The organism is Pseudomonas sp. XP1, from assembly GCF_053557675.1.
Genome location: NZ_JBNRIJ010000036.1, coordinates 1 through 23,167 on the forward strand (window position 1 = coordinate 1; position 23,167 = coordinate 23,167).

29 protein-coding genes are annotated in these 23,167 nt (G+C 64.0%); 12 read left to right on the plus strand and 17 right to left on the minus strand.

What is annotated here, in order from left to right; translation table 11 throughout:
- Positions 1-81: 81 nt before the first annotated feature.
- From ACK1U9_RS22080 to ACK1U9_RS22100, 5 genes are read right to left on the minus strand one after another with little or no spacing between them, the layout of a single operon-like run.
- On the minus strand, positions 82-1,065 hold the full coding sequence (locus ACK1U9_RS22080) for a FecR family protein (RefSeq protein WP_153670501.1): 984 nt from the start codon (positions 1,063-1,065) through the stop codon (positions 82-84).
- Positions 1,062-1,619, minus strand: a complete 558-nt coding sequence (locus ACK1U9_RS22085; protein WP_153670536.1) for an RNA polymerase sigma factor — start codon at positions 1,617-1,619, stop codon at positions 1,062-1,064. The genes ACK1U9_RS22080 and ACK1U9_RS22085 overlap by 4 nt, the downstream gene beginning before the upstream one ends.
- Positions 1,620-1,641: 22 nt before the next feature.
- Positions 1,642-1,968: a DUF3325 domain-containing protein gene (locus tag ACK1U9_RS22090; RefSeq protein WP_153670500.1), complete on the minus strand. Its 327-nt coding sequence runs from the start codon at positions 1,966-1,968 to the stop codon at positions 1,642-1,644.
- Positions 1,968-3,545, minus strand: a complete 1,578-nt coding sequence (locus ACK1U9_RS22095) for a PepSY-associated TM helix domain-containing protein (protein WP_449110190.1) — start codon at positions 3,543-3,545, stop codon at positions 1,968-1,970. The genes ACK1U9_RS22090 and ACK1U9_RS22095 overlap by 1 nt, the downstream gene beginning before the upstream one ends.
- Positions 3,542-3,847 carry a DUF3649 domain-containing protein gene (locus tag ACK1U9_RS22100; protein ID WP_085601175.1) on the minus strand — a complete coding sequence of 102 codons (306 nt, stop codon included), beginning with the start codon at positions 3,845-3,847 and terminating at the stop codon, positions 3,542-3,544. Before ACK1U9_RS22100 ends, ACK1U9_RS22095 begins: the two co-directional genes overlap by 4 nt.
- A gap of 233 nt (positions 3,848-4,080) precedes the next feature.
- On the opposite strand from ACK1U9_RS22100, the gene ACK1U9_RS22105 reads away from it, so the two are divergent.
- Together ACK1U9_RS22105 and ACK1U9_RS22110 are read left to right on the plus strand one after the other, a co-directional pair.
- On the plus strand, positions 4,081-4,428 hold the full coding sequence (locus ACK1U9_RS22105) for an HPF/RaiA family ribosome-associated protein (protein ID WP_003260689.1): 348 nt from the start codon (positions 4,081-4,083) through the stop codon (positions 4,426-4,428).
- 120 nt (positions 4,429-4,548) lie between these two features.
- A complete protein-coding gene (locus ACK1U9_RS22110) occupies positions 4,549-4,839 on the plus strand; it encodes a DUF3509 domain-containing protein (protein ID WP_085601174.1) in 291 nt (96 codons plus the stop codon).
- A 3-nt stretch (positions 4,840-4,842) separates the two neighbouring features.
- Here ACK1U9_RS22110 and ACK1U9_RS22115 read toward each other — a convergent pair whose 3' ends face one another.
- Positions 4,843-5,313, minus strand: coding sequence for a phosphate-starvation-inducible protein PsiE (locus ACK1U9_RS22115; RefSeq protein WP_025340608.1), 471 nt, complete (start codon positions 5,311-5,313; stop codon positions 4,843-4,845).
- Positions 5,314-5,897: 584 nt separating this feature from the next.
- Between ACK1U9_RS22115 and ACK1U9_RS22120 the strand changes: the two genes are divergently transcribed.
- Positions 5,898-6,161 (plus strand): YebG family protein, encoded by a 264-nt coding sequence (locus tag ACK1U9_RS22120; protein ID WP_016497959.1) that lies wholly within the window; start codon positions 5,898-5,900, stop codon positions 6,159-6,161.
- Positions 6,162-6,399: 238 nt separating this feature from the next.
- Here ACK1U9_RS22120 and ACK1U9_RS22125 read toward each other — a convergent pair whose 3' ends face one another.
- On the minus strand, positions 6,400-7,419 hold the full coding sequence (locus ACK1U9_RS22125; RefSeq protein WP_046616327.1) for a Leu/Phe/Val dehydrogenase: 1,020 nt from the start codon (positions 7,417-7,419) through the stop codon (positions 6,400-6,402).
- 123 nt (positions 7,420-7,542) lie between these two features.
- On the opposite strand from ACK1U9_RS22125, the gene ACK1U9_RS22130 reads away from it, so the two are divergent.
- Positions 7,543-8,349, plus strand: a complete 807-nt coding sequence (locus tag ACK1U9_RS22130) for a SirB1 family protein (RefSeq protein WP_135003036.1) — start codon at positions 7,543-7,545, stop codon at positions 8,347-8,349.
- Here ACK1U9_RS22130 and maiA read toward each other — a convergent pair.
- From maiA to hmgA, 3 genes are read right to left on the minus strand one after another with little or no spacing between them, the layout of a single operon-like run.
- Entirely contained in the window at positions 8,343-8,975 is a 633-nt protein-coding gene (maiA, locus tag ACK1U9_RS22135) for a maleylacetoacetate isomerase (protein WP_085601170.1), read from the minus strand. The genes ACK1U9_RS22130 and maiA overlap by 7 nt on opposite strands.
- Before the next feature lie 11 nt (positions 8,976-8,986).
- Positions 8,987-10,279, minus strand: coding sequence for a fumarylacetoacetase (gene fahA / locus ACK1U9_RS22140; protein WP_046616330.1), 1,293 nt, complete (start codon positions 10,277-10,279; stop codon positions 8,987-8,989).
- Between the two features lie 3 nt (positions 10,280-10,282).
- Positions 10,283-11,584 (minus strand): homogentisate 1,2-dioxygenase, encoded by a 1,302-nt coding sequence (hmgA, locus tag ACK1U9_RS22145; RefSeq protein WP_153670498.1) that lies wholly within the window; start codon positions 11,582-11,584, stop codon positions 10,283-10,285.
- A 174-nt stretch (positions 11,585-11,758) separates the two neighbouring features.
- Between hmgA and ACK1U9_RS22150 the strand changes: the two genes are divergently transcribed.
- Positions 11,759-12,541: an IclR family transcriptional regulator gene (locus ACK1U9_RS22150; RefSeq protein WP_153670497.1), complete on the plus strand. Its 783-nt coding sequence runs from the start codon at positions 11,759-11,761 to the stop codon at positions 12,539-12,541.
- A gap of 251 nt (positions 12,542-12,792) precedes the next feature.
- Here the strand turns inward: ACK1U9_RS22150 and ACK1U9_RS22155 are convergent, their stop codons facing one another.
- From ACK1U9_RS22155 to ACK1U9_RS22170, 4 genes are all read right to left on the minus strand, one after another.
- Complete coding sequence (locus tag ACK1U9_RS22155; RefSeq protein WP_046616333.1) at positions 12,793-13,707, minus strand: SDR family oxidoreductase; 915 nt, start codon at positions 13,705-13,707, stop codon at positions 12,793-12,795.
- A 220-nt stretch (positions 13,708-13,927) separates the two neighbouring features.
- The gene (locus ACK1U9_RS22160) at positions 13,928-14,833 is read right to left on the minus strand and encodes an alpha/beta fold hydrolase (protein WP_153670496.1); all 906 of its coding nucleotides are present in this window, start codon (positions 14,831-14,833) and stop codon (positions 13,928-13,930) included.
- 176 nt (positions 14,834-15,009) lie between these two features.
- Positions 15,010-15,696, minus strand: a complete 687-nt coding sequence (locus ACK1U9_RS22165; RefSeq protein ID WP_046616335.1) for an LrgB family protein — start codon at positions 15,694-15,696, stop codon at positions 15,010-15,012.
- Complete coding sequence (locus ACK1U9_RS22170) at positions 15,686-16,072, minus strand: CidA/LrgA family protein (RefSeq protein WP_046616336.1); 387 nt, start codon at positions 16,070-16,072, stop codon at positions 15,686-15,688. Before ACK1U9_RS22170 ends, ACK1U9_RS22165 begins: the two co-directional genes overlap by 11 nt.
- Positions 16,073-16,169: 97 nt before the next feature.
- Between ACK1U9_RS22170 and ACK1U9_RS22175 the strand changes: the two genes are divergently transcribed.
- Positions 16,170-17,066, plus strand: a complete 897-nt coding sequence (locus tag ACK1U9_RS22175; RefSeq protein WP_153670495.1) for a LysR family transcriptional regulator — start codon at positions 16,170-16,172, stop codon at positions 17,064-17,066.
- 127 nt (positions 17,067-17,193) lie between these two features.
- Here the strand turns inward: ACK1U9_RS22175 and ACK1U9_RS22180 are convergent, their stop codons facing one another.
- Positions 17,194-17,649 carry a flavodoxin gene (locus ACK1U9_RS22180; protein ID WP_046616338.1) on the minus strand — a complete coding sequence of 152 codons (456 nt, stop codon included), beginning with the start codon at positions 17,647-17,649 and terminating at the stop codon, positions 17,194-17,196.
- A 128-nt stretch (positions 17,650-17,777) separates the two neighbouring features.
- Here ACK1U9_RS22180 and ACK1U9_RS22185 point away from each other — a divergent pair, with 128 nt between their 5' ends.
- Complete coding sequence (locus tag ACK1U9_RS22185; protein WP_046616339.1) at positions 17,778-18,206, plus strand: PAS domain S-box protein; 429 nt, start codon at positions 17,778-17,780, stop codon at positions 18,204-18,206.
- Positions 18,207-18,262: 56 nt separating this feature from the next.
- Positions 18,263-18,880, plus strand: a complete 618-nt coding sequence (locus tag ACK1U9_RS22190; protein WP_284386292.1) for a hypothetical protein — start codon at positions 18,263-18,265, stop codon at positions 18,878-18,880.
- Here the strand turns inward: ACK1U9_RS22190 and ACK1U9_RS22195 are convergent.
- Entirely contained in the window at positions 18,865-19,800 is a 936-nt protein-coding gene (locus tag ACK1U9_RS22195; RefSeq protein WP_046616341.1) for a MerR family transcriptional regulator, read from the minus strand. The genes ACK1U9_RS22190 and ACK1U9_RS22195 overlap by 16 nt on opposite strands.
- 218 nt (positions 19,801-20,018) lie before the next feature.
- On the opposite strand from ACK1U9_RS22195, the gene ACK1U9_RS22200 reads away from it, so the two are divergent.
- The 4 genes from ACK1U9_RS22200 to ACK1U9_RS22215 are packed head-to-tail and all read left to right on the plus strand — an operon-like array spanning position 20,019 to position 21,990.
- A complete protein-coding gene (locus tag ACK1U9_RS22200; RefSeq protein WP_046616342.1) occupies positions 20,019-20,579 on the plus strand; it encodes an antibiotic biosynthesis monooxygenase in 561 nt (186 codons plus the stop codon).
- 33 nt (positions 20,580-20,612) lie between these two features.
- Complete coding sequence (gene folM / locus ACK1U9_RS22205) at positions 20,613-21,350, plus strand: dihydromonapterin reductase (protein ID WP_085601164.1); 738 nt, start codon at positions 20,613-20,615, stop codon at positions 21,348-21,350.
- Positions 21,351-21,359: 9 nt separating this feature from the next.
- Complete coding sequence (locus tag ACK1U9_RS22210; RefSeq protein WP_153670493.1) at positions 21,360-21,656, plus strand: DUF1244 domain-containing protein; 297 nt, start codon at positions 21,360-21,362, stop codon at positions 21,654-21,656.
- On the plus strand, positions 21,649-21,990 hold the full coding sequence (locus ACK1U9_RS22215) for a HopJ type III effector protein (RefSeq protein ID WP_003260709.1): 342 nt from the start codon (positions 21,649-21,651) through the stop codon (positions 21,988-21,990). The genes ACK1U9_RS22210 and ACK1U9_RS22215 overlap by 8 nt, the downstream gene beginning before the upstream one ends.
- 125 nt (positions 21,991-22,115) lie before the next feature.
- Here the strand turns inward: ACK1U9_RS22215 and ACK1U9_RS22220 are convergent, their stop codons facing one another.
- Complete coding sequence (locus ACK1U9_RS22220; RefSeq protein ID WP_449110191.1) at positions 22,116-23,024, minus strand: alpha/beta hydrolase family protein; 909 nt, start codon at positions 23,022-23,024, stop codon at positions 22,116-22,118.
- Positions 23,025-23,167: the final 143 nt, after the last annotated feature.

Sequence of the window (23,167 nt, forward strand, 5' to 3'; positions counted from 1 at the left end):
CCCACAGGGACTGCACCGGATTCGAGACTTGTGCAGTCCCTGTAGGAGCGGGCAAGCCCGCGAAGAGGCCGGCACAGGCAGCTACCTGATGACAGTCAACCGCCCCAGCACAGTCTGCCGCGAAAAGCCCATCACCTTGCCCAGCGAATCCAGCGCCAGCAATGGCGCGGCCACCGGGAAACTGCCACTGACCTTGCGCTGCCCCAACTCATCATCGAGCAACAGAATGCGCCCCGGGTAGTAACGCCCCAGGTCCTCGACCACCTGCGCCAGCGGCACCTGGTAGTAATTCAGCCAGCCCTGGCGCCAGGCCAGGCGGTTGTCGCTGGCCACCGTCAGAGTGTCGCCGACTCTGCCGCCAGCGTAGGTCGCCTGCTGGTTGGCCGTCAGTTCACGTGCTGCGGCGCCCGGCACCGGGCTCACCGCCACCCGCCCGCTTTGCACCGTGACCTGGGCGCCCTCGCCCTGCTTGCGCACTTCAAACTGGGTACCCAGCACGCGCACCTCGCCACCAGCAGCTTCCACCACGAATGGCGCGCCGGTATGCGTGACCTGGAAGAACGCCGCGCCATGCAACAACCGCACGCGGCGCTCGCCCTGCGCAAAATCGACCGCAATCGCGCTCCCCGCATCCAGCATCACCTGCGACTGGTCGGGCAAGGTCACTTGGCGAACTTGATCAGCACTGCTGTAGTCGGCCTGCAGGTCCTGCAGCCACAAGCCCGGGTGCCAGCCACCGGCAACGCCCACGGCCAGTACCAGGCAGGCAGCCACCGCCAGCGCTGCAGCCCGCTGCAGCCAGGGGTGCCTGGCCGGTGGCCTGGCCATCGCATCCAGATAACGTTGCAGGCTTGCCTGTTCTTCAGCGGCCAGACGCGCCGCCGGGATGGCGCTGTTCTGCCACAGCAGCTGGGCCTGGGCGTAGGCCTCACGGTGCCCGGGATCGGCCAGCAGCCAGCGCTTGAACCCCGCGCCCTCGGCTTGTTCAGGCTGTTCGTTGATACGGCTGAGCCACTGCAACGCGGCCCGGGACTGCGCCTCGGTGATCGGCGGTAAACGGCTCATCGACGGGCACTCCCTGGCCGGCGTAGGGTGGACGCGGGCTCGGCCACACTCGCCTTGCACGCTTCGAGGGCGCGCATCATATGCTTTTCCACAGCACTCTGGGACAGTTGCATGGCCTTGGCGATCTCGCCGTACTTGCAGCCGTGGATACGATTGAGCAGGAAGATCTGCCGGGTACGCTCGGGCAAGGCGCGCAAGGCAGCGTCGATGCGCTGCAAGTCGTGATCGACCTCCACAGCCTGTTCCGGGGCCTGGGCCATGGCCGCTTCATCCAGCGGCAGCACAGCTTCGGCCACGCGCTCGCGGCTGCCTTCGCTGCGCAGGTGGTCGATGGCCAGGTTGCCGGCGCAACGCAGCAGGTAGGTGTCCAGCGCCTCGACCTTGACCTCGGGGCGACGCCAGAAGCGCAGGAACAGTTCCTGGACCAGGTCCGATGCCGTGGCCCGGCAGCCGACCCGGCGGCTCACCAGGGCCTCCATGCGTGCCCGCTGGGCCTGGAACACCTGGACGAAGCGCGCACGCCCGCCGCCGCTTTCGGCATCCGCCTCGATCATGTCGCCCGGCTCGCTCACCTGGTCACTCGGCGAACAGGGCCAGCAACGGCCCCAGCACCACGCTGGCGGCCGCCAGGCCCAGCAACAGGCGGGGCTGGTATGGCAGGCCGAACACCCACAGGGTCACCCCAGCCATCATCACTGCAGTCCACTCCACCAGGCCATGGGCCCAGCCACGCAGGTGCACGCTGAACACCAGCGACAGCACCTGCAGCAGCCAGCCGGCGCTTCGCAACAGCCGCAACTGCCCGGGGCGTGGCTTGTGCCCGAGCAGGTCGACGAAGTGCTTCTCCATGGCCAGGCACAGGGCAACGAAGCCGGCGTAAGCGATCAGTGCATTACCCAGCATCAGCTCGCCTCCGCCGTTTCAGTGCCTGGTTTCCTCGCTGCACGAGGGGCCCGTTTGGCCACAGGCTTCGGGCTGTGCAACATCTTCCCGGCCAGCCAGGCCAAAAACAGGCCGGTGCCCAATGCGGTCAGGTCGAAGCCGGCCATGGCCCAGTCCTCCGCCGGCAGCGAATTGTTCAGGCCTTGGCCGGTGGTAAGGCCGTTGAGCAGCGGCAGCAAGGTAAAGGCCAGCGCGCCCAGAGCCAGTTGCTCGCCCCATGCCCGGCGCCCACTGCGCAGCACAGCGTGCAACAGCGACAGGCCCCAGGCGCTGAAGAAGGCATTGACCTCCCAGTCGGCCCGGCCTTCGACACCCATCGGGATCAGGCGGTTGGCCCAGAAAAAGCCCGCTACGGCCAGCAACAGGCCGCTCATGCTGGCGATATTGAGCACCTCGACCAGGCGCAGTTCGCCCGGCAAGCGCTCGCTCCTGGCATGCTTGAGCTGACGCTTGCCCAGCCACATCACCAGCCCGGTACCGATCACCGCGGTACCGGCCACGCCAAAGAAGAAATACAGCCAGCGCAGCCAGGGGCCGGCGAAATTGCCCATGTGCAGGCCGGCAAAGCTGAAGGCGGTCATCATCGCCCCGCTCTCCGGCTTGCCCTGTTTAAGCAGCACACCGCTCGCGCCATCGAAGGTCCAGTTGGCGCTGCGCCGATAGGCCACATGGTCGGCCGCGGACTGGGTAAAGGTGACACGGGCATTGCTGTCGCCGGCATTTTCCACCTGGATACGGCCGATACGCGCGCCCGGTTGCATGTCCTGCACCTTGGCGTACAAGCTCGGCAACGGTACCAGCGGCGCGGCCACATGAGCGGCCTTGGGCGCATTGTTACGGCCAAACAGGTCGTTGAAGTACTTGCCGGTGTCATTGCCGTAGCTGGCCATGATGCCCGCCGGCATCACCATGTACATGAACAGCACCAGGCTGCTGTAGCTGATCATCAGGTGGAACGGCAGCACCAGCACGCCAATGGCGTTGTGCCCGTCCAGCCACGAGCGCTGGCCCTTGCCGGGGCGGAAGGTGAAGAACTCCTTGAAAATCTTCTTGTGGGTGATGATGCCGGTGACCAGCCCCAGCAGCATGATGAAGGCGCAGAACGTCGACAGCCAGCGGCCGAAGGGGTATGGCATCTGCAGCTGGAAGTGGAAGCGGTAGAAGAACTCGCCACCGCGGCTGTCGCGTGCCTCCACCGGCTGGCCGGTCTGGGTATCGAGGGTCTTGGTGACGAAGCCGCGTGGCCCGCCATTGGGGTCGCGATAACCCACGCTCAAGGCGGCCTCGCGAGCGTTGGGCATGCGGATCAGCCAGGTGCCCGAATGCCCGGCGTTGTCCTGCAGGTACCGCTGAGCCACCTCCAGGCTATGGGTCGGGTCGAGTGCATGGCTGCGCACTTCTGGCTGCGACCAGTGGGTGATTTCTTCCTTGAAATACGACAGCGTGCCGGTGAGGAAGATGGCGAACAACAGCCAGCCGAAGATCAGGCCGGTCCAGGTGTGCAGCCAGGCCATGGCCTGGCGGAAGCCTTCTTTCATGGGTTTTTCATCCAGTAGGCCAACCCGCTGATCACTCCCAGCAGCACGCTTGGCGCCAGCACGCCCAGCCAGGCGCGCAAAGCGCTGCGGCAGGCGAAGCACCAGATGAATGCCAGCAGGTAGAAGACGAATGACAGCAGCAGGCCGGTGAGCGTGGCATCGACCTGTGGCAGTGGCGCTACCAGGGCAATACAGACGCTGGCCACGGACGCCAGCAGGTAGCCGCCCAGCAGCGCGGCCAAGCTACGTGAAGTCACGGCCAGGCGATAGCTGAGCGAGGGACCGGCGGTTTTGCGCGTCATGGCGAAGGTCCGGGCGTTTTCGGGGCTGCAATAATAATGATTTCAATTCTCATAAGCAAAGCCTGCCCGATGAGCCGCCTGCCGCCTTGAATGCAACAAGAAATTTATTTTCAAAAAGGGCTTGAATTCGTTTCGCCGTTGCCTGACCTTAGAGTCAAGAGGCGCAGAAATTCCAAGGGTCTCAAAGGCCTAGGCGCGTCTCCCATGCGAGCAAGCTGAATAAGGATTGAATCATGCAAATCCAGGTCAACAGCAGCAACCATTTCGAAGGCAACGCCCGGCTCGACCAGTGGGTCCGCAGCACACTGCAGAACTCGCTGGAACGTTACGAAGACGACCTCACCCGCATCGAGGTTCACCTGCGCGACGAGAACGGCGCCAAGCCCGGACCGCATGACAAACGCTGCCAGATGGAGGCTCGCCCCAAAGGCCACCAACCGATTTCCGTGACCCACACAGCTACTTCGCTGGACCAGGCGGTAGATGGTGCAGCCACCAAGCTCAACCACGCGCTGGAACACTTCTACGGCAAGCTGCGCAGCAAGCGCGGAGCCCTGGAACTGAGTGACCCGGACGCCTGATCGGCAATGCAAACGCCCGGCCTGATGCCGGGCGTTTTCGTTTGTATCGATCGATGGCGCTGAACCAACAGGTAATTTCCCCGGTCAACTTCTGCACTCATTCACCGCAGAAGCATGACCATGAATAACCCATTCGAACGAATCAGCGCTGCATTCGCCCCCGAATACCGGGTCAACCTGAGCATTGCAAACCTCGACGGCAGCATCATGCTGACCTTGTCCGACGACGCTGGCGTGGTCGCCAAGCGCCTCATCACCCAGGCCCAGCGCAATGACCCGGTGCGCCTGCAGCGAGTGATCGACAGCATCCGCCTGGGCCTGGCCATCGAACACAGCCAGAACCCCCTGCAGGTGCTGGCCGCGCTGACCCGTGACGCCCGCCGCGAGCCACGCCACTTCATCGCCAACTGAGGGCTACTTGCCCTCCTCCACTTCCTTGCCGTTGGCATCCAGTACCTTGGTCGAGGGGTAACGGTACGAGGCATAGCGCACCACCAGGATCGCGAACGCCAGCAACAGGATGCCACCGCAGACGTACAACAGCCCTACGTCCGGCGCCTTGTGGTGCGAGACATCGCCGATCAGCAGGCGGGTCAGCGCAGTGATGGCCACGTACAGCAGGAAGCGAATAGGCATGTGGTTGGTCTTGAAGTAGATACCGACCATCGCCCCCAGCTCCAGGTAGATGAACAGCAGCAGGATGTCATCGACACTGACCCCGCCCTTGCCGAGCATGTCCAGGAACGTCATCACCGCCGCATAGGCGGTGATCGCGCCAATGCCGAACAGCGCCAGGTAATGGAATGCCTCGACGCACAGGTTGCCCAGCGAGTCGGCCGAGCCGTGCAGGCCCTTGCGCAGCTTTTCTGCCCATTTGATGTTCACGATGTTCCATTCCCCGATACGTCTTGAAGGATGATGCGTCACCGGTGTGACGCTTGTGCCATGCAGTTAAAAGGCCAGGCCCCTGCCTTGGAAGGCGACCGATTGCCGCAAGGCACGTTGAGGCGTGGCAAGTTGCCAGAAACATGGCTTCGCCTTTATGGCAGCTGTCATGGGGCACCTCGTATGCGCCGGCTTTTGGTTTGATGATGACCTCAATGCATGAGCTGGAAACGTTGCGGGCTTTGCTTGAGTCGGCACTGGTTCAGATGCAGATGCCCGCTGAGCCTTGGACTTTGCACTGAGGTTTGAGTGTTGCGTTGTCTGGGCTGGCCTCTTCGCGGGTAAACCCGCTCCCACAGGATCTCCACAGGCCTTTGAGGTAGATGCAGTACTTGTGGGAGCGGGTTCACCCGCGAAAGGGCCCGGATGGCCAAGGCGCTGATGGATGATGCTGAGTTGGGCATGAAGCAGTAAGCCCTCTGCACCACGCTACAATTTCTGCTTGCGAAGCAATCAACATTGCCATTACTGTATATAGATACAGCAAATCGAAACGCAACCAGCAAAAGGCATAGAGGTGATGAATGGCCGTCGAAGTGGTGTACCGCAGCAGCCGCGACCCGGAGCGCTTGTTCATGGATAAGGCCGAAGCAGACCGTCACGACAAGATGCTCGAACTGGCCGAGCGCCTGGCCGAAGTACTGCACAAGGCAGTGCCCTCGCTGACCGAGCAGCAGGTCGAGGAAGCCGGTATCTACATGGCCAAGAACCGCGATGTGTTCGCCCGGGCATTCAAGAGCCAGCCGGATGCACTGGCCGAGTTGCTCGAAGCGCCAGCGGCCGAGTAATTGCCTGCACTGGCCTCATCGCCAGCAAGCTCCACAGGGGGGTACATGGCTTGCTCCATTGCTCAGGTCACCTCATTGCCCTGTAGGAGCAGCCTTGTGCTGCGAAGAGGGTAGTTGAGCAGCAGATATTCTTCGGCAGTAATGGCCTCTTCGCAGCGCAAGGCTGCTCCTACAAGTCGGCGCGACAGGGGGGCGCTGGCTTGCCGGCGATGGGGCCAGTGCAAGAACACAAATTACTTCAGCCGTAGAGCAACCGCTCCGCCAGCATCTGCGCTACCCGCGCCGGCGAGCGTTTCTCTGCCTGGGCATGGCCAAACACTTCGGTCAGCCGTGAAGGTATACGCGCCAGGTGCGCAGTGATGGTGCCCAGGTCTTCGCCACGATGGGTAAGTGCCACGTAGATCAACCCACCGGCATTGATCACGTAATCGGGTGCATACAGTATCCCGCGCGACTCCAACTGGTCGGCTACCTGCAAGGTAGTCAGCTGGTTGTTCGCCGCCCCCGCCACTGCCGCGCAACGCAACTGCATCACGCTCTGCCCGTTCAACACCGGCCCCACGCCGCAAGGGGCAAAGATGTCGCAAGGGGTGCTGATCAATGCATCATTGGTCACCGGATGGGCATTGAACTGCTCCACCGCCAGCCGCACCCGCCCAGGGTCCAGATCGCTCACCAGCAGGTCAGCACCCGCTGCGTGCAGTTGCTCCGCCAGCGCATAACCGACATTGCCCAGCCCTTGCACCGCCACCCGCAACCCTTGCAGGTCATCACTGCCAAGACGGAACGAAGTGGTGGCACGAATGCCGGCAAAAACCCCCATCGCCGCATGCGGTGATGGGTCACCCGAGGCCGTGGTGCTGGTCACATGGGGTGTGCTCTGGGCAATGCAGTCCATGTCCAGGGTCGAGGTGCCGCTGTCCACGGCAATGATGAAGCGCCCTTGCAAAGTGTCAATGAAGCGGCCAAAGGCCTCGAAAAGCGCGGCACGGTTTTCCACATGCGGGTTGCGCATGATCACCGCCTTGCCGCCCCCCAGTGGCAGGCCGGCCAGCGCCGCCTTGTAGCTCATGCCTTGGGCCAGGCGAATGGCGTCGGTCATGGCGCTTTCATCGTCGGCATAGGGCAGGTAGCGGCAACCGCCCATCGCCGGACCCAGTTGTTCGCTGTGGATCGCCACCACGGCCTTCAGGCCGGTGGGCGGGTCGGTGAACAAGTGCAGCGACTGGGTACGGGTGCTTTGCATCAGAGCGAACATCGACAGGCTCCCCTACGAGGTGCTCCTTCCAGTATAGGCACGGCCTTTGGGCTGGCGCCGCCGCCGGACCACTGGACGAAACCGCGCGCCGCGGCTAATACTCAAGCGTGTGTGGAGAAGCCCATGAAGCCACGTCAAGCCTGCCTGGCCTGCCTGGAACGCGAGCCCGTCGCCCTGCTGGAAGCCGCATTATGGATTGCCGCCGAGCATGACCGCAGCGTCGAGCCCGCGATCAACCTTGCCAATCTGAATGACCTGCAGCGCGAGATCAGCGCCAACCTGCCGATGCTGCCGCTGTGCGAACTGGCCCAGCCACTGCTGCGCCAACTCAATGCCCTGGGCTTCCAGCAGGATGAATATCACCCGCTGCGCCCGCATGCCGCGATGATGGACAAGGTGCTGCAACGCCGCCGTGGCCAACCGCTGACCCTGGCCATCCTCGCCCTGGAACTGGCCCGGCGCCTGTCCATCCCCCTTGAGGGCGTAGGCTTCCCCGGCCATTTCCTGCTGCGTGTACCCGGTGCCGATCACCTGCTCGACCCCTGTGGTGGTCGGCGCCTGTACCCCAACGATTGCCGTGAGCTGCTGGCTCGCCAGTTTGGCCCGCATGTAGCGCTGACCGCAGAGCACATGCGCACCGCCAGCCCGTTGCAGATGCTGCAACGCCTGTCACGCAACCTGCGCCAGTTGCACATCAGCAACGACAACCACCTGGCGGCGCTGATCGATGCCGAGCGGGTCATGCAGCTGGGCCCGGTGCAGGTCAGCGACTATGTGACCCGCGCCTCGCTCTACCAGTACCTGGATTGCCCTCAGGCCGAGCGCTTCGACCTGGAGCATGCATTGCTGCTGACGGAGGACCCGGTCCAGCGCCTGAAACTGTCCGAACGTATTGGCAAGCTTCCGACGGCGAACCGTTCCATTCACTGAGCCGGGCTGTCCGGCTGCTGTGCTGGGTGGGCCTGGGCGAACGCCGGGTGCCCCACCGCCAAGGCGGCAACCCGCAGGATGCGCGGGAAGCTGTCGAGGTCGATGTTGAAGCGTTCGGCCGCGTACAACTGCGGGATCAGGTAGATATCCGCCAGGCCCGGCTCATCACCGAAGCAGAAGCCGTGATCGCCTATCAATTGCTCCACTGCCGCCAGCCCCTGGCTGATCCAGTGGCCGATCCACTGGTTGACCTGGCTCTCGTCCTGGCCTGCCTGGCGCAGCCGGTTGAGCACACTGACGTTGTGCAGTGGGTGGATGTCGCAGCCGATGATCGCCGCAACACCCCGCACCTTGGCGCGCGCCTCGGCCGTGGCTGGCAGCAGTGCGGGCTGTGGATAAACCTCTTCCAGATACTCGATGATCGCCGGCGACTGCACCAGCAGCTCGCCGCCATCGGTGCGCAAGGCCGGCACGCGGCCCTGCGGGTTGACCGCAACATAACCCGCACCGCGCTGCTCACCCTGCAACAGGTTGACCGGCAGGGACTGGTAGGCCAGCCCCTTCAGTGCCAGGGCAATACGCACTCGGTAGGACGAGGTGGAACGGTAATAGGTGTACAGCTCCATGCCCCGCCTCCTCAGTTGGCCGCGATGACCGTGCCGCGGCATTCGCCGAAACCGATGCTGGCCACGCCATCACGCACGCAGCGAGCACGCAGGATGATCTCATCGCCATCTTCGAGGAACTTGCGCACCTCGCCACTGGCCAGTTCCACCGGGTGCTTGCCGCCTTCGGTGATCTCCAGCAGGCTGCCGAACGAGCCTGGCGTTGCGCCCGACAGCGTGCCAGAACCGAACAGGTCGCCCGGTTGCAGCTGGCAACCGTTGACGCTGTGGTGCGCAACCAGCTGCGCCACGGTCCAGTACATGCTGCGGGTGTTGCTCAGGGTCAGGCGGTGTGGGGCGAGGCCCTGCTCGCGCATTTGCTCGGTCAGCAGCAGTACCTCAAGCTCGATATCGAAAGCACCTGCGGCCTGGTCGCGCTTGTCCAGCAGGTACGACAGTGGCTGCGGGTCGCCTTCCGGGCGTGCCGGCTGAGCACAGCGGAACGGTTCCAGCGCTTCGGCGGTAACCACCCAGGGCGAGATGGTGGTGATGAAGCTCTTGGACAGGAACGGCCCCAGCGGCTGGTATTCCCAGGCCTGGATATCGCGCGCCGACCAATCGTTGAGCAGGCACAGGCCGGCCACATGCTCGGCGGCATCGCCTATCGGGATCGCCTGGCCAATGTCGTTGCCCTGGCCGATCCAGATACCCAGCTCCAGCTCGTAGTCCAGGCGCGCACAGGGACCGAAGCTCGGCTCGGTGTGCCCGGCCGGCAGGGTCTGGCCCTTGGGCCGGCGCACATCGGTGCCGGACGGGCGGATGGTCGAGGCGCGGCCGTGATAACCGATCGGCACGTACTTGTAGTTGGGCAACAGCGGGTTGTCGGGGCGGAACAGCTTGCCCACGTTCGTGGCGTGCTCGATGCCCACGTAGAAATCGGTGTAGTCACCTATCTGCGCTGGCACATGCAGCTGGCAGGCGCTGGCCGGGTACAGCGCGGCCTGCAGTGCCGTCTGGTGTTCGCTGTTTTCACCCAGCAGCACCTGCAGGCGCTCGCGCAGGGCAACGCGGGCGCCGCGGCCGAGGGCGAAGAATGCGTTCAAGACACCACCACGGGTGGCCTCGACCGCGGTCTTGGCGGCCCCGTCGAACAACCCGGCGGCCAGCACCGCCTCCAGGTCGAGGATCGCGTCGCCGATGGCCACGCCACAACGCCTTGCTTCACCCGGCCGGCTGAAGATACCCAACGGCAGGTTCTGCAGCGGGAAATCGCTGTGCCCGTTGGCGTGCTCGACCCAGCTACGGGCAATGGCGGTCTGATTCATGGGTTATCTCCGGTTCGGGTTGAAGGTGCTCGGCAAGGTGGCCCAGCAACTATCGTAGTCGGCCTGCAACTGCGGGCATTCAAGGGCTTGCAGGCTCGGGCGCAGCACCTGGCTGGTCTCGAACATGAAGGCCATGGTGTTGTCGATCTTGTGCGGCGCCAGGTCGGCGGCAATGGCCTTTTCGCAGGTTTCGGCGTCGGGGCCATGGGCGCTCATCACCCCGTGCAGCGAGGCACCGCCCGGCAGGAAGCCCTCGGCCTTGGCGTCGTAGGCGCCGCTGATCAGGCCCATGAACTCGTTCATCAGGTTGCGGTGGAACCATGGTGGACGGAAGGTGTTCTCGGCCACCATCCAGCGTGGCGGGAAGATCACGAAGTCCATGTTGGCCAGGCCATGCACGCTGGTCGGCGAGGTCAGCACGGTGAAGATCGATGGATCCGGGTGGTCGAAGCTGACCGTGCCGATGGTGTTGAAGCGGCGCAGGTCGTACTTGTACGGCACGTTGCTGCCGTGCCAGGCGACCACGTCCAGTGGCGAGTGCTGCAGTTCGCAGGCCCAGTGTTCGCCGAGGAACTTCTGCACCAGCTGCACCGGGCCATCGGCCTCTTCGTACTGCGCCACCGGGGTGAGGAAGTCGCGCGGGTTGGCCAGGCCGTTGCTGCCGATCGGGCCCAGGTCCGGGATGCGCAGCGGCGCGCCGTGGTTTTCGGCGATGTAGCCACGGGCCTCGCCGTCGAGCAGTTCGACGCGGAACTTCATGCCACGCGGGATAACCGCGATTTCCAGCGGCTCGACTTCCATCACCCCCAGTTCGGTGGCAATGCGCAGGCGGCCTTGTTGCGGCACCAGCAGCAGTTCACCGTCGGCGTTGAAGAACACCCGCTCCATGGAACGGTTGGCGCGGTAGATGTAGATGCTCACGCCGGCCGGTTTATCCGCAGCGGCGTTGGCCACCATGGGCAGCCAGCCCTCGATGAAATCGGTCGCTTCGACGGGGATCGGCTGGGGGTTCCAGCGCAGGCGGTTTGGGGTGATGGCCCCCAGCGGGCCGGTCAGCGGCTGACGCGCCAAGCGCTCGAAACGCGGGTGCAGGGCAGACGGACGAATACGATACAGCCAGGTGCGGCGCAGCTCGCTGCGGGTCATGGTGAACGCCGTGCCCGAGAGCAGCTCGGCATACAGCCCATAGGGCGCCTTCTGCGGCGAGTTCTGCCCGACCGGCAAGGCCCCTGGCAGCGCTTCGCTGGCAAACTCGTTGCCGAAGCCGCTTAGGTAGTGAAGGTCGGGTGACGTATCGCGATTCATCGATGCCTCCGGGCTCTGGCCGAGCCGTTGCTGGCAGCTGGCTGCTGGCCCGGGGCGGGGTGGCAGCGCGTCTGCATTGTTTTTATCGTAATCAGATTACGAATAACGTAATTTGCTACGGGCAATGCGTCAAGCTATAAAGGCGCGACTCGACGAATCCGGAAGAAGATGTCCATGGCCAAAGCCAGCTCCCCCGCCGACAACGGCAAGCAGAAAGTCCGCTCGGCGGAGGTCGGCACCGACATCCTCAAGGCCCTTGCCGAACTCTCCCCGTCCACTTCCCTGTCACGCCTGGCGGAACATGTGCAGATGCCGGCGAGCAAGGTGCACCGTTACCTTCAGGCACTGATCGCCAGCGGTTTTGCCGAGCAGGATGCGGCCACCAACCATTACGGCCTTGGGCGGGAGGCACTGCGGGTGGGGCTGGCGGCGCTGGGCAGCATCGATGTACTGAAGATTGCCGCGTTGCCGTTGTCGCAGCTGCGCGATGAACTGAACGAGAGCTGCTTCGTTGCCGTATGGGGCAACCAGGGCGCGACAGTGGTCAGCATCGAGCCGGCGGTGCGCGCGGTCACCGTGGTAACGCAGATAGGCTCGGTACTGCCGCTGCTCACGTCGTCTACCGGGCTGGTGTTCGCCGCCTACCTGCCCGAGCGCGAGACCGTGGAGTTGCGTGACCGGGAACTGGCCGCCCTGCAGCACAGCGCCGCCGACTACCAGGCGGTACTGGCGGGCATTCGTGAACGTGGCCTGCACCATGTGCACGGGCTGTTGATGCCGGGCGTGGATGCGTTGTCGGCCCCCGTGTTCAATGCCATGGGGCAGATCGCCGCGGTGATGACCGTGGTCGGGCCGACGTCGATCTTCCATGCCGACGAGCATGGCCCGGCGGCGCAACGGCTGCTGGCGGCAGCGCGGGAAACCAGCTGGCGCATGGGCTATACGCCCGCCGGCTGAGCGCCTGCGGCACTATTGCCCGATACGTAAAGGTGAATGTCATAAGCGGCTATTTTTCCTACAGGATCAGGCGCTTATTCTTAACTCACTGGCCGGCATGAAGGGCTCTCCCCCCCGCCTTTCAGGCCTGCGAGGTTCACCGACGTAGATTTTGAAGCTCCTTGATCTGACGTCTCGATTGGCCGCTGCGGCTTGCAGCGGCCTTTTTTATCTGCCCTGAAAAACTCTTCGCCCGTGCCGGCAGACAAGTTTCAGCCCAGCGGATACTTCTGCAAGTTCGCCATCATCTGCTGCAACGCCTGCAAGCTGTCCTGCGGGTGCACTGCCCCGTCGAAATCGCCAATCCGTGCCCAGTTCTCTGCCACCTGTTCCGGGGTGAAGCCTTCACGCGGATCGAAGCCTACCCCCAGGCTACGCTCCCACCGTACCTTGCCCACCCAGCCGCCGCCCACTTCGAACAGCTCACCGCTGCCCTGGCACTGCTCGCTGCCCAGGTACACCACCAGCGGGCTGACCAGCTCTGGCTTGAGCCGCTCGAATACCTGAGGCGGGATCAGGCCTTCGGTCATGCGGGTGCCTCCCGTCGGGGCGATGGCGTTGACCAGGATACCGTGCTTGCGTCCTTCGATCGCCAAGGTACGAGTCAGCCCATACAGGCCGAGCTTGGCCATACCGTAGTTGGCCTGCCCGAAGTTGCCGTAGATACCGGACGTGGACGCGGTGAAGATCACCCGCCCCCAGTTTTGCTCGCGCAGGTGCGGCCAGGCAGCGCGGGTGACCTTGTAGGCCCCCTCGACATGCACCTGATACACCTGCTCCCAGTCGCTGTCTTCCATCTTGTGAAACGTCTTGTCACGCAGGATGCCGGCATTGTTCACCAGCACATCGACCCGGCCGAAGCTGTCCAGGGCCTGTTCGACAATACGCGCGCCGTGGCTGACCGAGTCATGGTTGGCAATGGCACTGCCACCAGCGGCGCGGATCTCTGCTACCACTCGGTCGGCGGCGGAGGCGCTGGCACCTTCCCCGTGGGTGGAGCCGCCGAGGTCGTTGACCACCACCCGCGCCCCCCGCGCAGCGAACAGCAGCGCATGGGCACGGCCCAGGCCGCCCCCGGCTCCGGTGACGATCACCACGCGATCTTGCAGACGGACAGGCTCGCTCATGCTCATGGCTCCAGGCAGGTTCAGATCAGCCGAGTGTCCGCCGCCAGCGGCGGGCGGGCAATCAAGCTCACGCAGGCTGAATGCCTGGCAATAACGCAGCAGGATGGTTATGGGGCCGCTGTGCGGCCCATCGCCGGCAAGCCAGCTCCCACACCGACCGCGCCGGCCTCCAGGCCTGCGCTGTACCTGTGGGAGCCGGCTTGCCGGCGATGGGGCCCTGTCAGGACCACGCCACTTTCTTCTGGAAACAGCTCAGCGGTTGTTCACGAAAGGCCAGATAATGGCGCAGCACCTGCACCGGCGCTTCGGTATGCGGGTAATGGCCGATGCCCTGCAACTGCACGGTGTCCGGCTCCGGCACCAGTTGCCGGTAGCGCTCCACCATGTGCGCGCCGGACAGCGGGTCGACGACGCCATTGATGAAGCGCAGCGGCACGCCTTCGTGCTGCATCGCGCCAACCCAGCGTTCGCGGTGCACCCTGCGCTCCGGCATGTACCCCACCAGTTTGTGCAGGATGCGCGTGCCACGGTTGGCGGCGATCAAACTCCAGAAGTCATCCAGCACGCTTTCACTGGGTTGGGTGCAAGAGCCGTAGACCTGGATCACGCTGCGCACCAGGTCGTCACGCCCGAACGAACGCCCTACCAGCCAGCCCAGACGGCTGAGCAGCAACTTCTGGATCAGCAGCATGCGGCAGCTTTCGGGGAACAACCCACTGTTGAGGAACACGCAGCTGGCGATGTTGGCGCGCTGTTCATGATGCCGCGCCAGCAGTTCCTGCGCCACACTGCCGCCGTAGTCATGGGCCAGCAGATGCACGGGCTGGTCGACCTTCAGCTCGGCGAGCAAGGCCTGCTGCAGGTCGGCCTGCTCCATCAGGCTGTACAGGTGATCGACCGGTTTGGCCGAATCACCAAACCCCAGCATGTCGCAGGCGATCAACCGGAAGCGCTGGGCCAATGGCCCCCACAGGTAGCGCCAATCCCAGCTGGCAGTGGGGAAGCCGTGCAACAGAAGCAGGGGCTCTCCTTGCCCTGCGGTCCAGTAGCGGATGCTCTGGCCCCGGAAGCTGAAACTCTGTCCCCGGGTACGCCAGACGCACAATGGAATTTCGGCCATGGGCATCAGAACGGTCCCGGTGAGGTGGTGTTGGTGGAATAGAGCAAGGCTGCGGTCATTGCATGTCACCTCGGCACTTACATGTGCTCTCTATGTCGAGGCAGAGTCTAGCCAGCAGCCCATGGGCTGGAACTTGCGTTGCCAGCCAGCTTGATGACTTGGCGAGTCAGTGGCACGAACGGTCAGAGCAGCATGGCCAGCAGCGGTGCCGCGAACAGGTTCAACAACCCGGTCAGGACCATGACCAGGCCGGCCACCGAGCCTTCCTCGCGGCCTACCTCCTGCGCCCGGCTGACACCGGCACCATGGGCGCCGACACCGAACAGCGCGCCCCGCGCCAGCGGCGTGCGCAGCGGCAACCAGCGCAGCAGCACGCCGCCGAACATGGCGCCCAGCACGCCGGTGAACATCACGAACACCGCCGTGAGCTCCGGTACGCCACCCAGGTCATGGGCCAATGGCATGGCAAAGGGCGTGGTGATCGAACGCGGCACCAGCGACAGGGTGGTCGCGCTGTCCAGCGCCAACATATGAGCCAACCCCCAGGAGCTGGCGATCGAAGCGCTGCTGCCGGCGACCATGCCTACCATCAGTGCCGGCCAGTGGCGCGCCAGCATAGCCCGTTGCTGCCAGATCGGCACCGCAAAAGCCACGGTCACCGGGCCAAGCACACTCATCAGCCAGTGAGTGTTGCGGGCGTATTCGGCATAAGCGGTGTGCAGCGGCACTGCTACCGCCAGCAACAGTACCGGCACCAGGATCAGCGGCGAAAGCAGGTAGCGCCCGCTACGCCGGTACAGCCAGCGGCTGCCCAGATAAGCCAGCAAGGTCAGGGCCAGCCAGAACAGCGGCATGGGCTCAAGGCTCATGGCGCAACCTCCAGCGGCACACCAGTTCCACGGTCAAAGCTGTCACCACCATTACCATCAGGGTGCTCACGGCGATCACCAGCAGGATGCGCCAGCCCTCGTCACGGATCAGGGCGCCGTAATCGAGCAGGCTCATCAGCGCCGGGATGAAGAACAGCAGCATCTCGGCCATCAGCCAGCCGGCGCCCAGTTGCAGCATGGCGGGCTTGAGCACACCCGAGGCAAACAGCAACAGCAGCAATGCCAGGCCCATCACCCCGCCGGGAATCGGCCAGCCCAGCCAAGTGGCAAGCTGGCCACCGAGCAGGAACAGGGCACAGAGGATCGCCAGCTCGGCGAGCAGGCGCAGGGATTTTTTCAACAACGCGGGTTTCATGGGGGAGTCCTCGACAGGCCCTCATTTTAAGATTTGACTGCCTAGGCCAGAAGCGAATTGTTAGACTGAACGCCATTCCAGAATGGAATTGCGATCAATGGAATTCAAACAATTGCGCAGCTTTATCGAAGTGGTCCACCGCGGCGGCTTTACCCAAGCGGCGCAGACCCTGCACATCAGCCAGTCGGCGGTGAGCAAACAGGTGGCCCAGCTCGAGCAAGATGTGGGCCAGCCGCTGCTGGAGCGCCAGGCCTCGCAGCTGCACCTGACCGCTGCCGGGCGCATCGTGCTGGAGCGTGGCGAAGCCTTGCTGCGCCAACGTCAGGCGCTGCTCAACGAACTGGACGACCTCAGCCAGATGGGCCGCGGTGAACTGCGCCTGGGCTTGCCGATGCTGGGCAGCGACGCGCTGTTCGCTGGCTTGTTCGCCGAGTATCGGCGGCGTCACCCGAACATCGCGGTCCAGTTGCTCGAAGGCGGAAGCCGCAGCATCGAACAGGCAGTCAAGAATGGCGAACTGGAACTGGGAGGAAGCCTGACGCCCAGTGACGAGGCGTTCGACTACCAGCCGTTCTGCAACGAACCACTGGATGCCCTGTTGCCTGCAGGCCACGCGCTGGCGGGCCAGGCCGGGGTGGACCTGCAACAGCTGGCGGATACGCCGTTCCTGCTTTACCAGCGCAGCTTCGTGCTCAATGACCGATTGCTGAAGGCGTGCCAGCAGCAGGGCTTTACCCCCAAGGAAGGCGGGCGCAGTGGCCAGGCGGACTTCCTCGCGGCGCTGGCGGCGGCGGGCCAGGGCGTGGTGCTGCTGCCCCGTGTGGTGGCGAAAGCGCTGGAGCGCCCCGGTGTGGTGCGCTTGCCGCTGCGCTCGCCGGGGGATTTGCGTTGGGATATCGCGTTCATCTGGCGGCGTGGGGCGTACCTGTCACGGGCGGCGCAGGCGTGGTTGGCGTTGGTGAGCGAGTGGCCGATGCTCGGCAGCAAGGGATGAGTTGTCCTTGCCGGCCTCTTCGCGGGTAAACCCGCTCCCACAGGAACACCACAGCCTCTGAAATCTGTGCAGTAGCTGTGGGAGCGGGTTCACCCGCGAAGCGGCCGGTACAGGCGAAAAATACCCGTCAGGCTTTAAGTGTACTCGCCAACTCAGCCAACCAAGGCTCTGCATCCGCCTCTGGAGTCACCGTCTCGCTGGCATCCAGGCGCAACATCGGCTGCACTTCGCGCACGCCCAGTTCGGCAAACAGTTCGCGCATCTGCTCGCCACCACCGCAATAGGTATCGCCATAACTGCTGTCACCCAGCGCAATCACTGCACCCGGCAGGCCACGCCAGGCCGCAGGCAGGGTATCGCGAATGCTGCTGTACAACGGCATGAGGTTGTCCGGCAATTCGCCCATGCCAGTGGTCGAGGTCACGGCCAGCAAGGCGTCAGGGCCAAAACCTTCAAGGTCCTGCAAGGTGGCGCGGGCCGCATGCCAGGCCTCCAGGCCCTCAGCCTTGAGCAGCGATTCAGCGTGACGGGCGACTTCTTCGGCGGTGCCATAGACCGATCCGGAAATAATGGCGACTTTCATCGGGGAGAGGATTCCGAAACTGAGTGAAAACGTAGGATACTAGCATCCGGCGCTGGCAAAAGGCCGCCTCTACCAAAGTCACCATCCTCAGCCCTGCTTCGCACCCTTGTTTGCTCAATGGCCCGAACATGATCAACGCGCAACTATTGCAATCCATGGTCGATGCGTCCAATGACGGCATCGTGGTCGCCGAACAGGAAGGCGACGACACCATCCTCATCTACGTGAACGCGGCCTTCGAACGCCTGACCGGCTACAGCCGTGACGAAATCCTCTACCAGGATTGCCGCTTCCTGCAGGCCGACGACCGCGACCAGCTTGGCCGCGCCCGCATCCGCAAGGCCCTGGCCGAAGGCCGCCCGTGCCGCGAAGTGCTGCGCAACTACCGCAAGGATGGCAGCTCTTTCTGGAACGAACTGTCGATCACCCCGGTAAGGCACGACACCGAACAGCGCACCTACTTCATCGGTATCCAGAAAGACGTTACTCGCCAGGTCGAACTGGAGCGGGAACTGGCGCAACTGCGCGTTCGTCCGAAACCCGACGAACGCACCTGAACCAAGTTCGCCACGCACGGTCAATCCCGTTGAAGAAATCGCTATCGAGTTCGATCATGCAAGCAGAAGCGCTCCTGACCCAGGACGAGCTGGATTTCATACAGAACATGCAGCATTCGCCACAGTTGAACCTGGCCGACCCCATGTCGAGCCTGCTGGTCAATGGCGACCGACGCATCCAGAGCTTGCTCACCCGCTTGGTGGCCAACGAGCAGGTAACCCTGCAGGCCCAGTTCAACAACCAGCAGATCAGCTTCCCGCTGCAACTGGTGGAAGACGAGTTCCATGCCCTGCACCTGCAACTGGGCTCACCGGAAATCTACGAGGACGGCCCAATGCTGCGCCCCTGGCGCCTGTCGATGGAGCAACCGAGCGCACTGCTCGATGCCCATGGGCAGGAAAGTGGCCTGTGGGTTCGCGATATTTCGTTCAAGGGTACATTGCTGGAAGTTCGTGGCCTGCCAGCGGCACCAACCCGCTTCGACCTGCGCTTCGACCCTGGCGGCATCCCACCCATCGAACTTCATGGCGTGCTTGGCCGGCGCATCGGCCCGGACCTGGCCGCCTACGACCTCAGCCAAAGCCCGGCCGAAGAGATCGAACGCCTGCGCGACTATATCCTCCAGGCCCACCGCCGGGCCCACCCCGAGCTTCACACTCAGGTATCTAGCTGACCGGCCAGAAACTGCCGCAAACGCTGGCGCATCACGCTACTTTGCGCCCCCAGGCAGGCGATCGGGCTGCCAGCCAGGCTGTCCTGTGCCAGTTCCGCCGCTTCACCAGCCAGTAATAAAGGGCATTCCAGCCCTGCCACCAGGCGCGTCAGGCGCCGGGTGAGTTCCGACGTGGGCGGCTGATGGGAGAACAGCACCATGGCATCCGGTTTCAGGCGCTCGCAGACCAGTGCCAGTTCTGCCAGCGGCTGCCCGCTCGCCAGTGGCGTCACGCCAACTTCATCGCTGCCCAAGGTCAGGCTGGTCACCAGCAAATCCAACTCGTGGCACTGCCCCGGCAATGGCGCCAACAGCACCATGCGGCTGCGCGGTGCACGGGCAAGTTGCAAGCGGGCGGACACCCTGCCACGCAGGAACTGATCGAAAAACAGCCACTCGCTGGTCTGCCCGTAGCCGCCCTGCCCGGCCGCCAGGTCATGCCACACCGGCATGAACACTTCACTGAATACCTGGTCCAGGGTGCAGGCGGCAAACACCTCATCGAACAGGCGGTCCAGGCCGGACAGGTCAAAACGTTGCAGCGCCTGGCGAATTTGCTGCTGCCAGCGCGCCCAGGCGCCCGTCGCGCCACCTGCCTGCCCGGCAACGGCATGATCACGCGCGAGGATGCTGGCAACCTTGCTTACCGCCACGCCGCGCTCCAGCCAGCCAAGGATGCGACGGATGTCATCGATGTCGGCTTGGGAATACAAGCGGTGGCCACTGTCGGTGCGGGTTGGCTGGATCAGGCCATGGCGGCGCTCCCAGGCGCGCAAGGTCACGGCATTGACGCCAGTCAGGCGGGAAACCTCACGGATTGGAAACAGGTCCTGCTGCGCCAGGCCCGCATCGATTAACGGATTCAGTCCCTGTTCGTTCATCTGCACGGGGTACCCTGTGTTCCCAAGTTGAACACTAGTCTACTACGGCAATACCAAACGCTGGGCCGCAACCGTTTGCCGGCTGACAGTTGCCGAAGATCATGCATGGGCGATAATCCGCGCCCGATTCTTGCATGCACGCCTGCGTCGCCCACCACCCCGGGCCGCACAGCCAAAGGGGCCGGCTACCCGCCAGCCCCGTTGCCAGGAGATACACGATGTCTACCCCACCCGTCACCCTGATGGTGTCGCGCCGCGCCGCCCATGGCCGCTACCAGGACCTGCTGGCCTGGCTGCATGAAGGCGAACAGCTGGCCACCGACTTCCCCGGCTACCTTGGCTCGGGCATCCTCGCGCCGCCCCGCGACAGCGACGAATTCCAGATAATCTTCCGTTTCAGCGACGAGCCAACCCTGCATGCCTGGGAGCATTCCGCCTCGCGCCGGGCCTGGTTGCAGCGTGGCACCGGCCTGTTCGAACGCCCCAAAGAAGCGCGCGTTAGCGGCATCGACCACTGGTTCGGCACCAACATGGTGCAAAAACCCCCGCGCTGGAAGCAAGCCGTGGCCATATGGCTGGCATTTTTCCCGGTCTCATTGATGTTCAACCTGGTGTTCGGCCACTGGCTGGCAGCGCTGGATCTGGTGCCCCGTGTACTGCTCAGCACCCTGGGCCTGACGCCGGTGATGGTCTATCTGTTCATCCCCCTTTCCACCCGCCTGCTGGCCGGCTGGTTGCATGCATCACCGGCCCCTGCTGGCGCCCTGCGCAGCCGCTGAGGCCAGGCCATACAAGCGGTAGACAGTTCGGGTATGCTGGGCGGCAACCAAAGGACAGACAAGTTGACCGCCCCGAACATGAACAGCCCCATTCTCGTTACCGGAGCCAGCCAGCGCGTCGGGCTGGCCCTGGCCCTTGAACTGGCACAGGCCGGCCATACGGTGGTCAGTGCCAGCCGCAGCGTCCAGCCACAGGCGGCCCACCCGAATATCGTGCAGTTCCAGGCCGACCTGTGCCAGGCGACCGACCGCCAGGCCCTGATCGACTATCTGCACAACCATTACGACGGCTTGCGCGCGATCATCCACAACGCCTCGCTGTGGCTCGACGATGGCCTCGACAACCTCGAGACCATGTTCCGCCTGCACGTCGAAGCACCCTACCACCTCAACCTGGCCCTGGGCGACCTGCTGGCCAAGGTGGAAAAGGCCGACATCATCCACATTTGCGACGAAACCTCTTCACGCGGCAGCAAAAGCCACATCGGCTACGCCGCGACCAAGGCCGCGTTGCAGAACATGGTGCTGTCGTTCGCCGAAAAATATGCGCCCAAGGTGCATGTGAACGGTATCCTGCCGGGGCTGCTTATCCTCAAGGAAGGGGGTGACGAAACCTACCGCCAGCAGACGCTGAAAAAGGCCCTGCTGGAGTTCGAACCCGGCGCCGGCCCGCTGATCGAGACGGTCAAGTACCTGCTCGCCAGCCAGTACAGCACCGGCAGCCAGGTGGTCATCAACGGTGGCCGCCACCTGAAGAACCGCATGACCTGAGAGAAGCCCATGACCCCACAGCAACAGCTCGAACTCGAGGCCGCCGCGTTCCGGCGCCTGGTCGAACACCTGCAGAAGCGCACCGACGTGCAGAACATCGACCTGATGAACCTGTCCGGCTTCTGCCGCAACTGCCTGTCCAAGTGGTACAAGGCCGCGGCTGACGAGCGCCAGCTCGACCTGAGCCTGGATGACGCCCGCGAAGCGGTGTACGGCATGCCCTACGCCGAGTGGAAAGCCCAATACCAGAAAGAAGCCAGCGCCGGCCAACAAGCGGCGTTCGAAAAAGGAAAACCCCGTGACTGACCTGAACACCCTGCGCGCCAGCCTGGCCAGCGGCCAACACGTATTTGCCGACACCCTGGCGTTCATTGCCGACAACTACAGCTACCAGCCACAGGCCTTCGACAATGGCGGCGTGGCGAATGCGGCCGGGCAGAACGAAGGTTCGTGCAAGACCCTGGGCCTGGCGCTGCTGGAAGGGCTGAGCGACCAGGAAGCGCTGTTGGCCTTTGGCGAGCACTACCGTGACGTGGTGGCCACGCCCGAGGGCAGCGACCATGGCAATATCCGCGCGCTGATCAAGCATGGGCTGGCGGGTGTCAAGTTTGCCGAGCTGCCGCTTGCGCGCAAGGCTTGAGATTTTGGGGCCGCTCCGCGGCCCTTTCGCCGGCAAGCCAGCTCCCACAGGTACCCCGCTGCCTTCAAACTGATCATCCCCCTGTGGGAGCTGGCGTGCCGGCGATGAGGCCGATGCAGAAAGCATCAACCCATGATCCTTCCTGGGACCTCACCCGCCAACCCACCCTGCTGCAACCACTGCAAGGCCACCGGCCACAAACTTTCGCGAAAGCGGTCATGGAAGAACGCGAAATGGCCAATTTCATCGACCGAGATATCCACAGGCGCAATGCGCAGGTGCTGGCGCTCGGCGCCCTGCAGATAACCCAGCAAACGCTCGGTCGCCGCCACGGTACCAAAGGGGTCATCGGTCAGGCTGATGGCCAACGTCGCCGCCCGCACCTGGGCGAACGGTAGTGCCTCCAGTGCACGCCCGCTGGGTCGGTGCTCATAGCGCGGGGTACGAGTGGCCCAGTCATGCACCACGCCGGATGGCGTGTCCTCCAGCCAACCCAGGCGCTTGCCGGGGAAATAACCGAACACCCGGGTGAGCAGCGGCATTATCACATGCCACTTGCCAAACAATTGCCAGCGCTGGTCAGCCGCGTAATCGCGCCAGTAGGCGAATTGCGCTCCAACCATCACCACCCGGCGTACCTTGCTCGCCGACGGTGCCAACCCCACTGCGCAGCCGCCAAAACTATGCCCCACCACATCCACCGGCTGGCCGGGGAAATGTTCTGCGGCATGCACCAGCATGGCTTCGAAATCCAGCCGGCCCCAGTCGCTCCAGGATGCCTGGAAGCCACGCAGCGAGGCTGGGCGGGATTCGCCGATGCCACGGTAGTCGTAGGTCAGTACATCGCACCCTTGGGCGAACAGGTAGTCGGCGAAACGCGAGTAGTAGCGGCAGCGTACCGAGGTGGCAGCATTGATGATCACCAGCGGGCGCTGGGGGTCAGGTCGGGCGTGGCGCCAGCGGAAGCCGCCGAGGTTGTAACCGTCGGCTGCGGTGTGGCGAAAGGCAGTGGCGGGCTGGATGAGGCTGCTCATGGCACATTCCCTGTCGTTGTGCGCCAAAGCTAGCAAAAAATTCCTGGGCTGTACCGGCCTCTTCGCGGGCTTGCCCGCTCCCACAGGTTCCCCACTGCCTTCAGGCGTGGTGAGATCCCTGTGGGAGCGGGTTTACCCGCGAA

Coding starts and splice junctions, on each gene's coding strand:
- ACK1U9_RS22210 (WP_153670493.1), top strand. CDS start 21,360: ATGACCCCACAGCAACAGCTCGAACTCGAGGCCGCCGCGTTCCGGCGC.
- ACK1U9_RS22150 (WP_153670497.1), top strand. CDS start 11,759: ATGGCCAAAGCCAGCTCCCCCGCCGACAACGGCAAGCAGAAAGTCCGC.
- ACK1U9_RS22100 (WP_085601175.1), bottom strand. CDS start 3,847: ATGACGCGCAAAACCGCCGGTCCCTCGCTCAGCTATCGCCTGGCCGTG.
- ACK1U9_RS22125 (WP_046616327.1), bottom strand. CDS start 7,419: ATGTTCGCTCTGATGCAAAGCACCCGTACCCAGTCGCTGCACTTGTTC.
- ACK1U9_RS22130 (WP_135003036.1), top strand. CDS start 7,543: ATGAAGCCACGTCAAGCCTGCCTGGCCTGCCTGGAACGCGAGCCCGTC.
- ACK1U9_RS22085 (WP_153670536.1), bottom strand. CDS start 1,619: ATGATCGAGGCGGATGCCGAAAGCGGCGGCGGGCGTGCGCGCTTCGTC.
- ACK1U9_RS22220 (WP_449110191.1), bottom strand. CDS start 23,024: ATGAGCAGCCTCATCCAGCCCGCCACTGCCTTTCGCCACACCGCAGCC.
- hmgA (WP_153670498.1), bottom strand. CDS start 11,584: ATGAATCGCGATACGTCACCCGACCTTCACTACCTAAGCGGCTTCGGC.
- ACK1U9_RS22095 (WP_449110190.1), bottom strand. CDS start 3,545: ATGAAAGAAGGCTTCCGCCAGGCCATGGCCTGGCTGCACACCTGGACC.
- ACK1U9_RS22180 (WP_046616338.1), bottom strand. CDS start 17,649: ATGAAAGTCGCCATTATTTCCGGATCGGTCTATGGCACCGCCGAAGAA.
- ACK1U9_RS22090 (WP_153670500.1), bottom strand. CDS start 1,968: ATGCTGGGTAATGCACTGATCGCTTACGCCGGCTTCGTTGCCCTGTGC.
- ACK1U9_RS22110 (WP_085601174.1), top strand. CDS start 4,549: ATGAATAACCCATTCGAACGAATCAGCGCTGCATTCGCCCCCGAATAC.
- ACK1U9_RS22170 (WP_046616336.1), bottom strand. CDS start 16,072: ATGAAACCCGCGTTGTTGAAAAAATCCCTGCGCCTGCTCGCCGAGCTG.
- ACK1U9_RS22105 (WP_003260689.1), top strand. CDS start 4,081: ATGCAAATCCAGGTCAACAGCAGCAACCATTTCGAAGGCAACGCCCGG.
- ACK1U9_RS22080 (WP_153670501.1), bottom strand. CDS start 1,065: ATGAGCCGTTTACCGCCGATCACCGAGGCGCAGTCCCGGGCCGCGTTG.
- ACK1U9_RS22200 (WP_046616342.1), top strand. CDS start 20,019: ATGTCTACCCCACCCGTCACCCTGATGGTGTCGCGCCGCGCCGCCCAT.
- ACK1U9_RS22195 (WP_046616341.1), bottom strand. CDS start 19,800: ATGAACGAACAGGGACTGAATCCGTTAATCGATGCGGGCCTGGCGCAG.
- ACK1U9_RS22155 (WP_046616333.1), bottom strand. CDS start 13,707: ATGAGCGAGCCTGTCCGTCTGCAAGATCGCGTGGTGATCGTCACCGGA.
- ACK1U9_RS22175 (WP_153670495.1), top strand. CDS start 16,170: ATGGAATTCAAACAATTGCGCAGCTTTATCGAAGTGGTCCACCGCGGC.
- folM (WP_085601164.1), top strand. CDS start 20,613: ATGCTGGGCGGCAACCAAAGGACAGACAAGTTGACCGCCCCGAACATG.
- ACK1U9_RS22190 (WP_284386292.1), top strand. CDS start 18,263: ATGCAAGCAGAAGCGCTCCTGACCCAGGACGAGCTGGATTTCATACAG.
- ACK1U9_RS22185 (WP_046616339.1), top strand. CDS start 17,778: ATGATCAACGCGCAACTATTGCAATCCATGGTCGATGCGTCCAATGAC.
- ACK1U9_RS22165 (WP_046616335.1), bottom strand. CDS start 15,696: ATGAGCCTTGAGCCCATGCCGCTGTTCTGGCTGGCCCTGACCTTGCTG.
- fahA (WP_046616330.1), bottom strand. CDS start 10,279: ATGAATCAGACCGCCATTGCCCGTAGCTGGGTCGAGCACGCCAACGGG.
- ACK1U9_RS22160 (WP_153670496.1), bottom strand. CDS start 14,833: ATGCCCATGGCCGAAATTCCATTGTGCGTCTGGCGTACCCGGGGACAG.
- maiA (WP_085601170.1), bottom strand. CDS start 8,975: ATGGAGCTGTACACCTATTACCGTTCCACCTCGTCCTACCGAGTGCGT.
- ACK1U9_RS22120 (WP_016497959.1), top strand. CDS start 5,898: ATGGCCGTCGAAGTGGTGTACCGCAGCAGCCGCGACCCGGAGCGCTTG.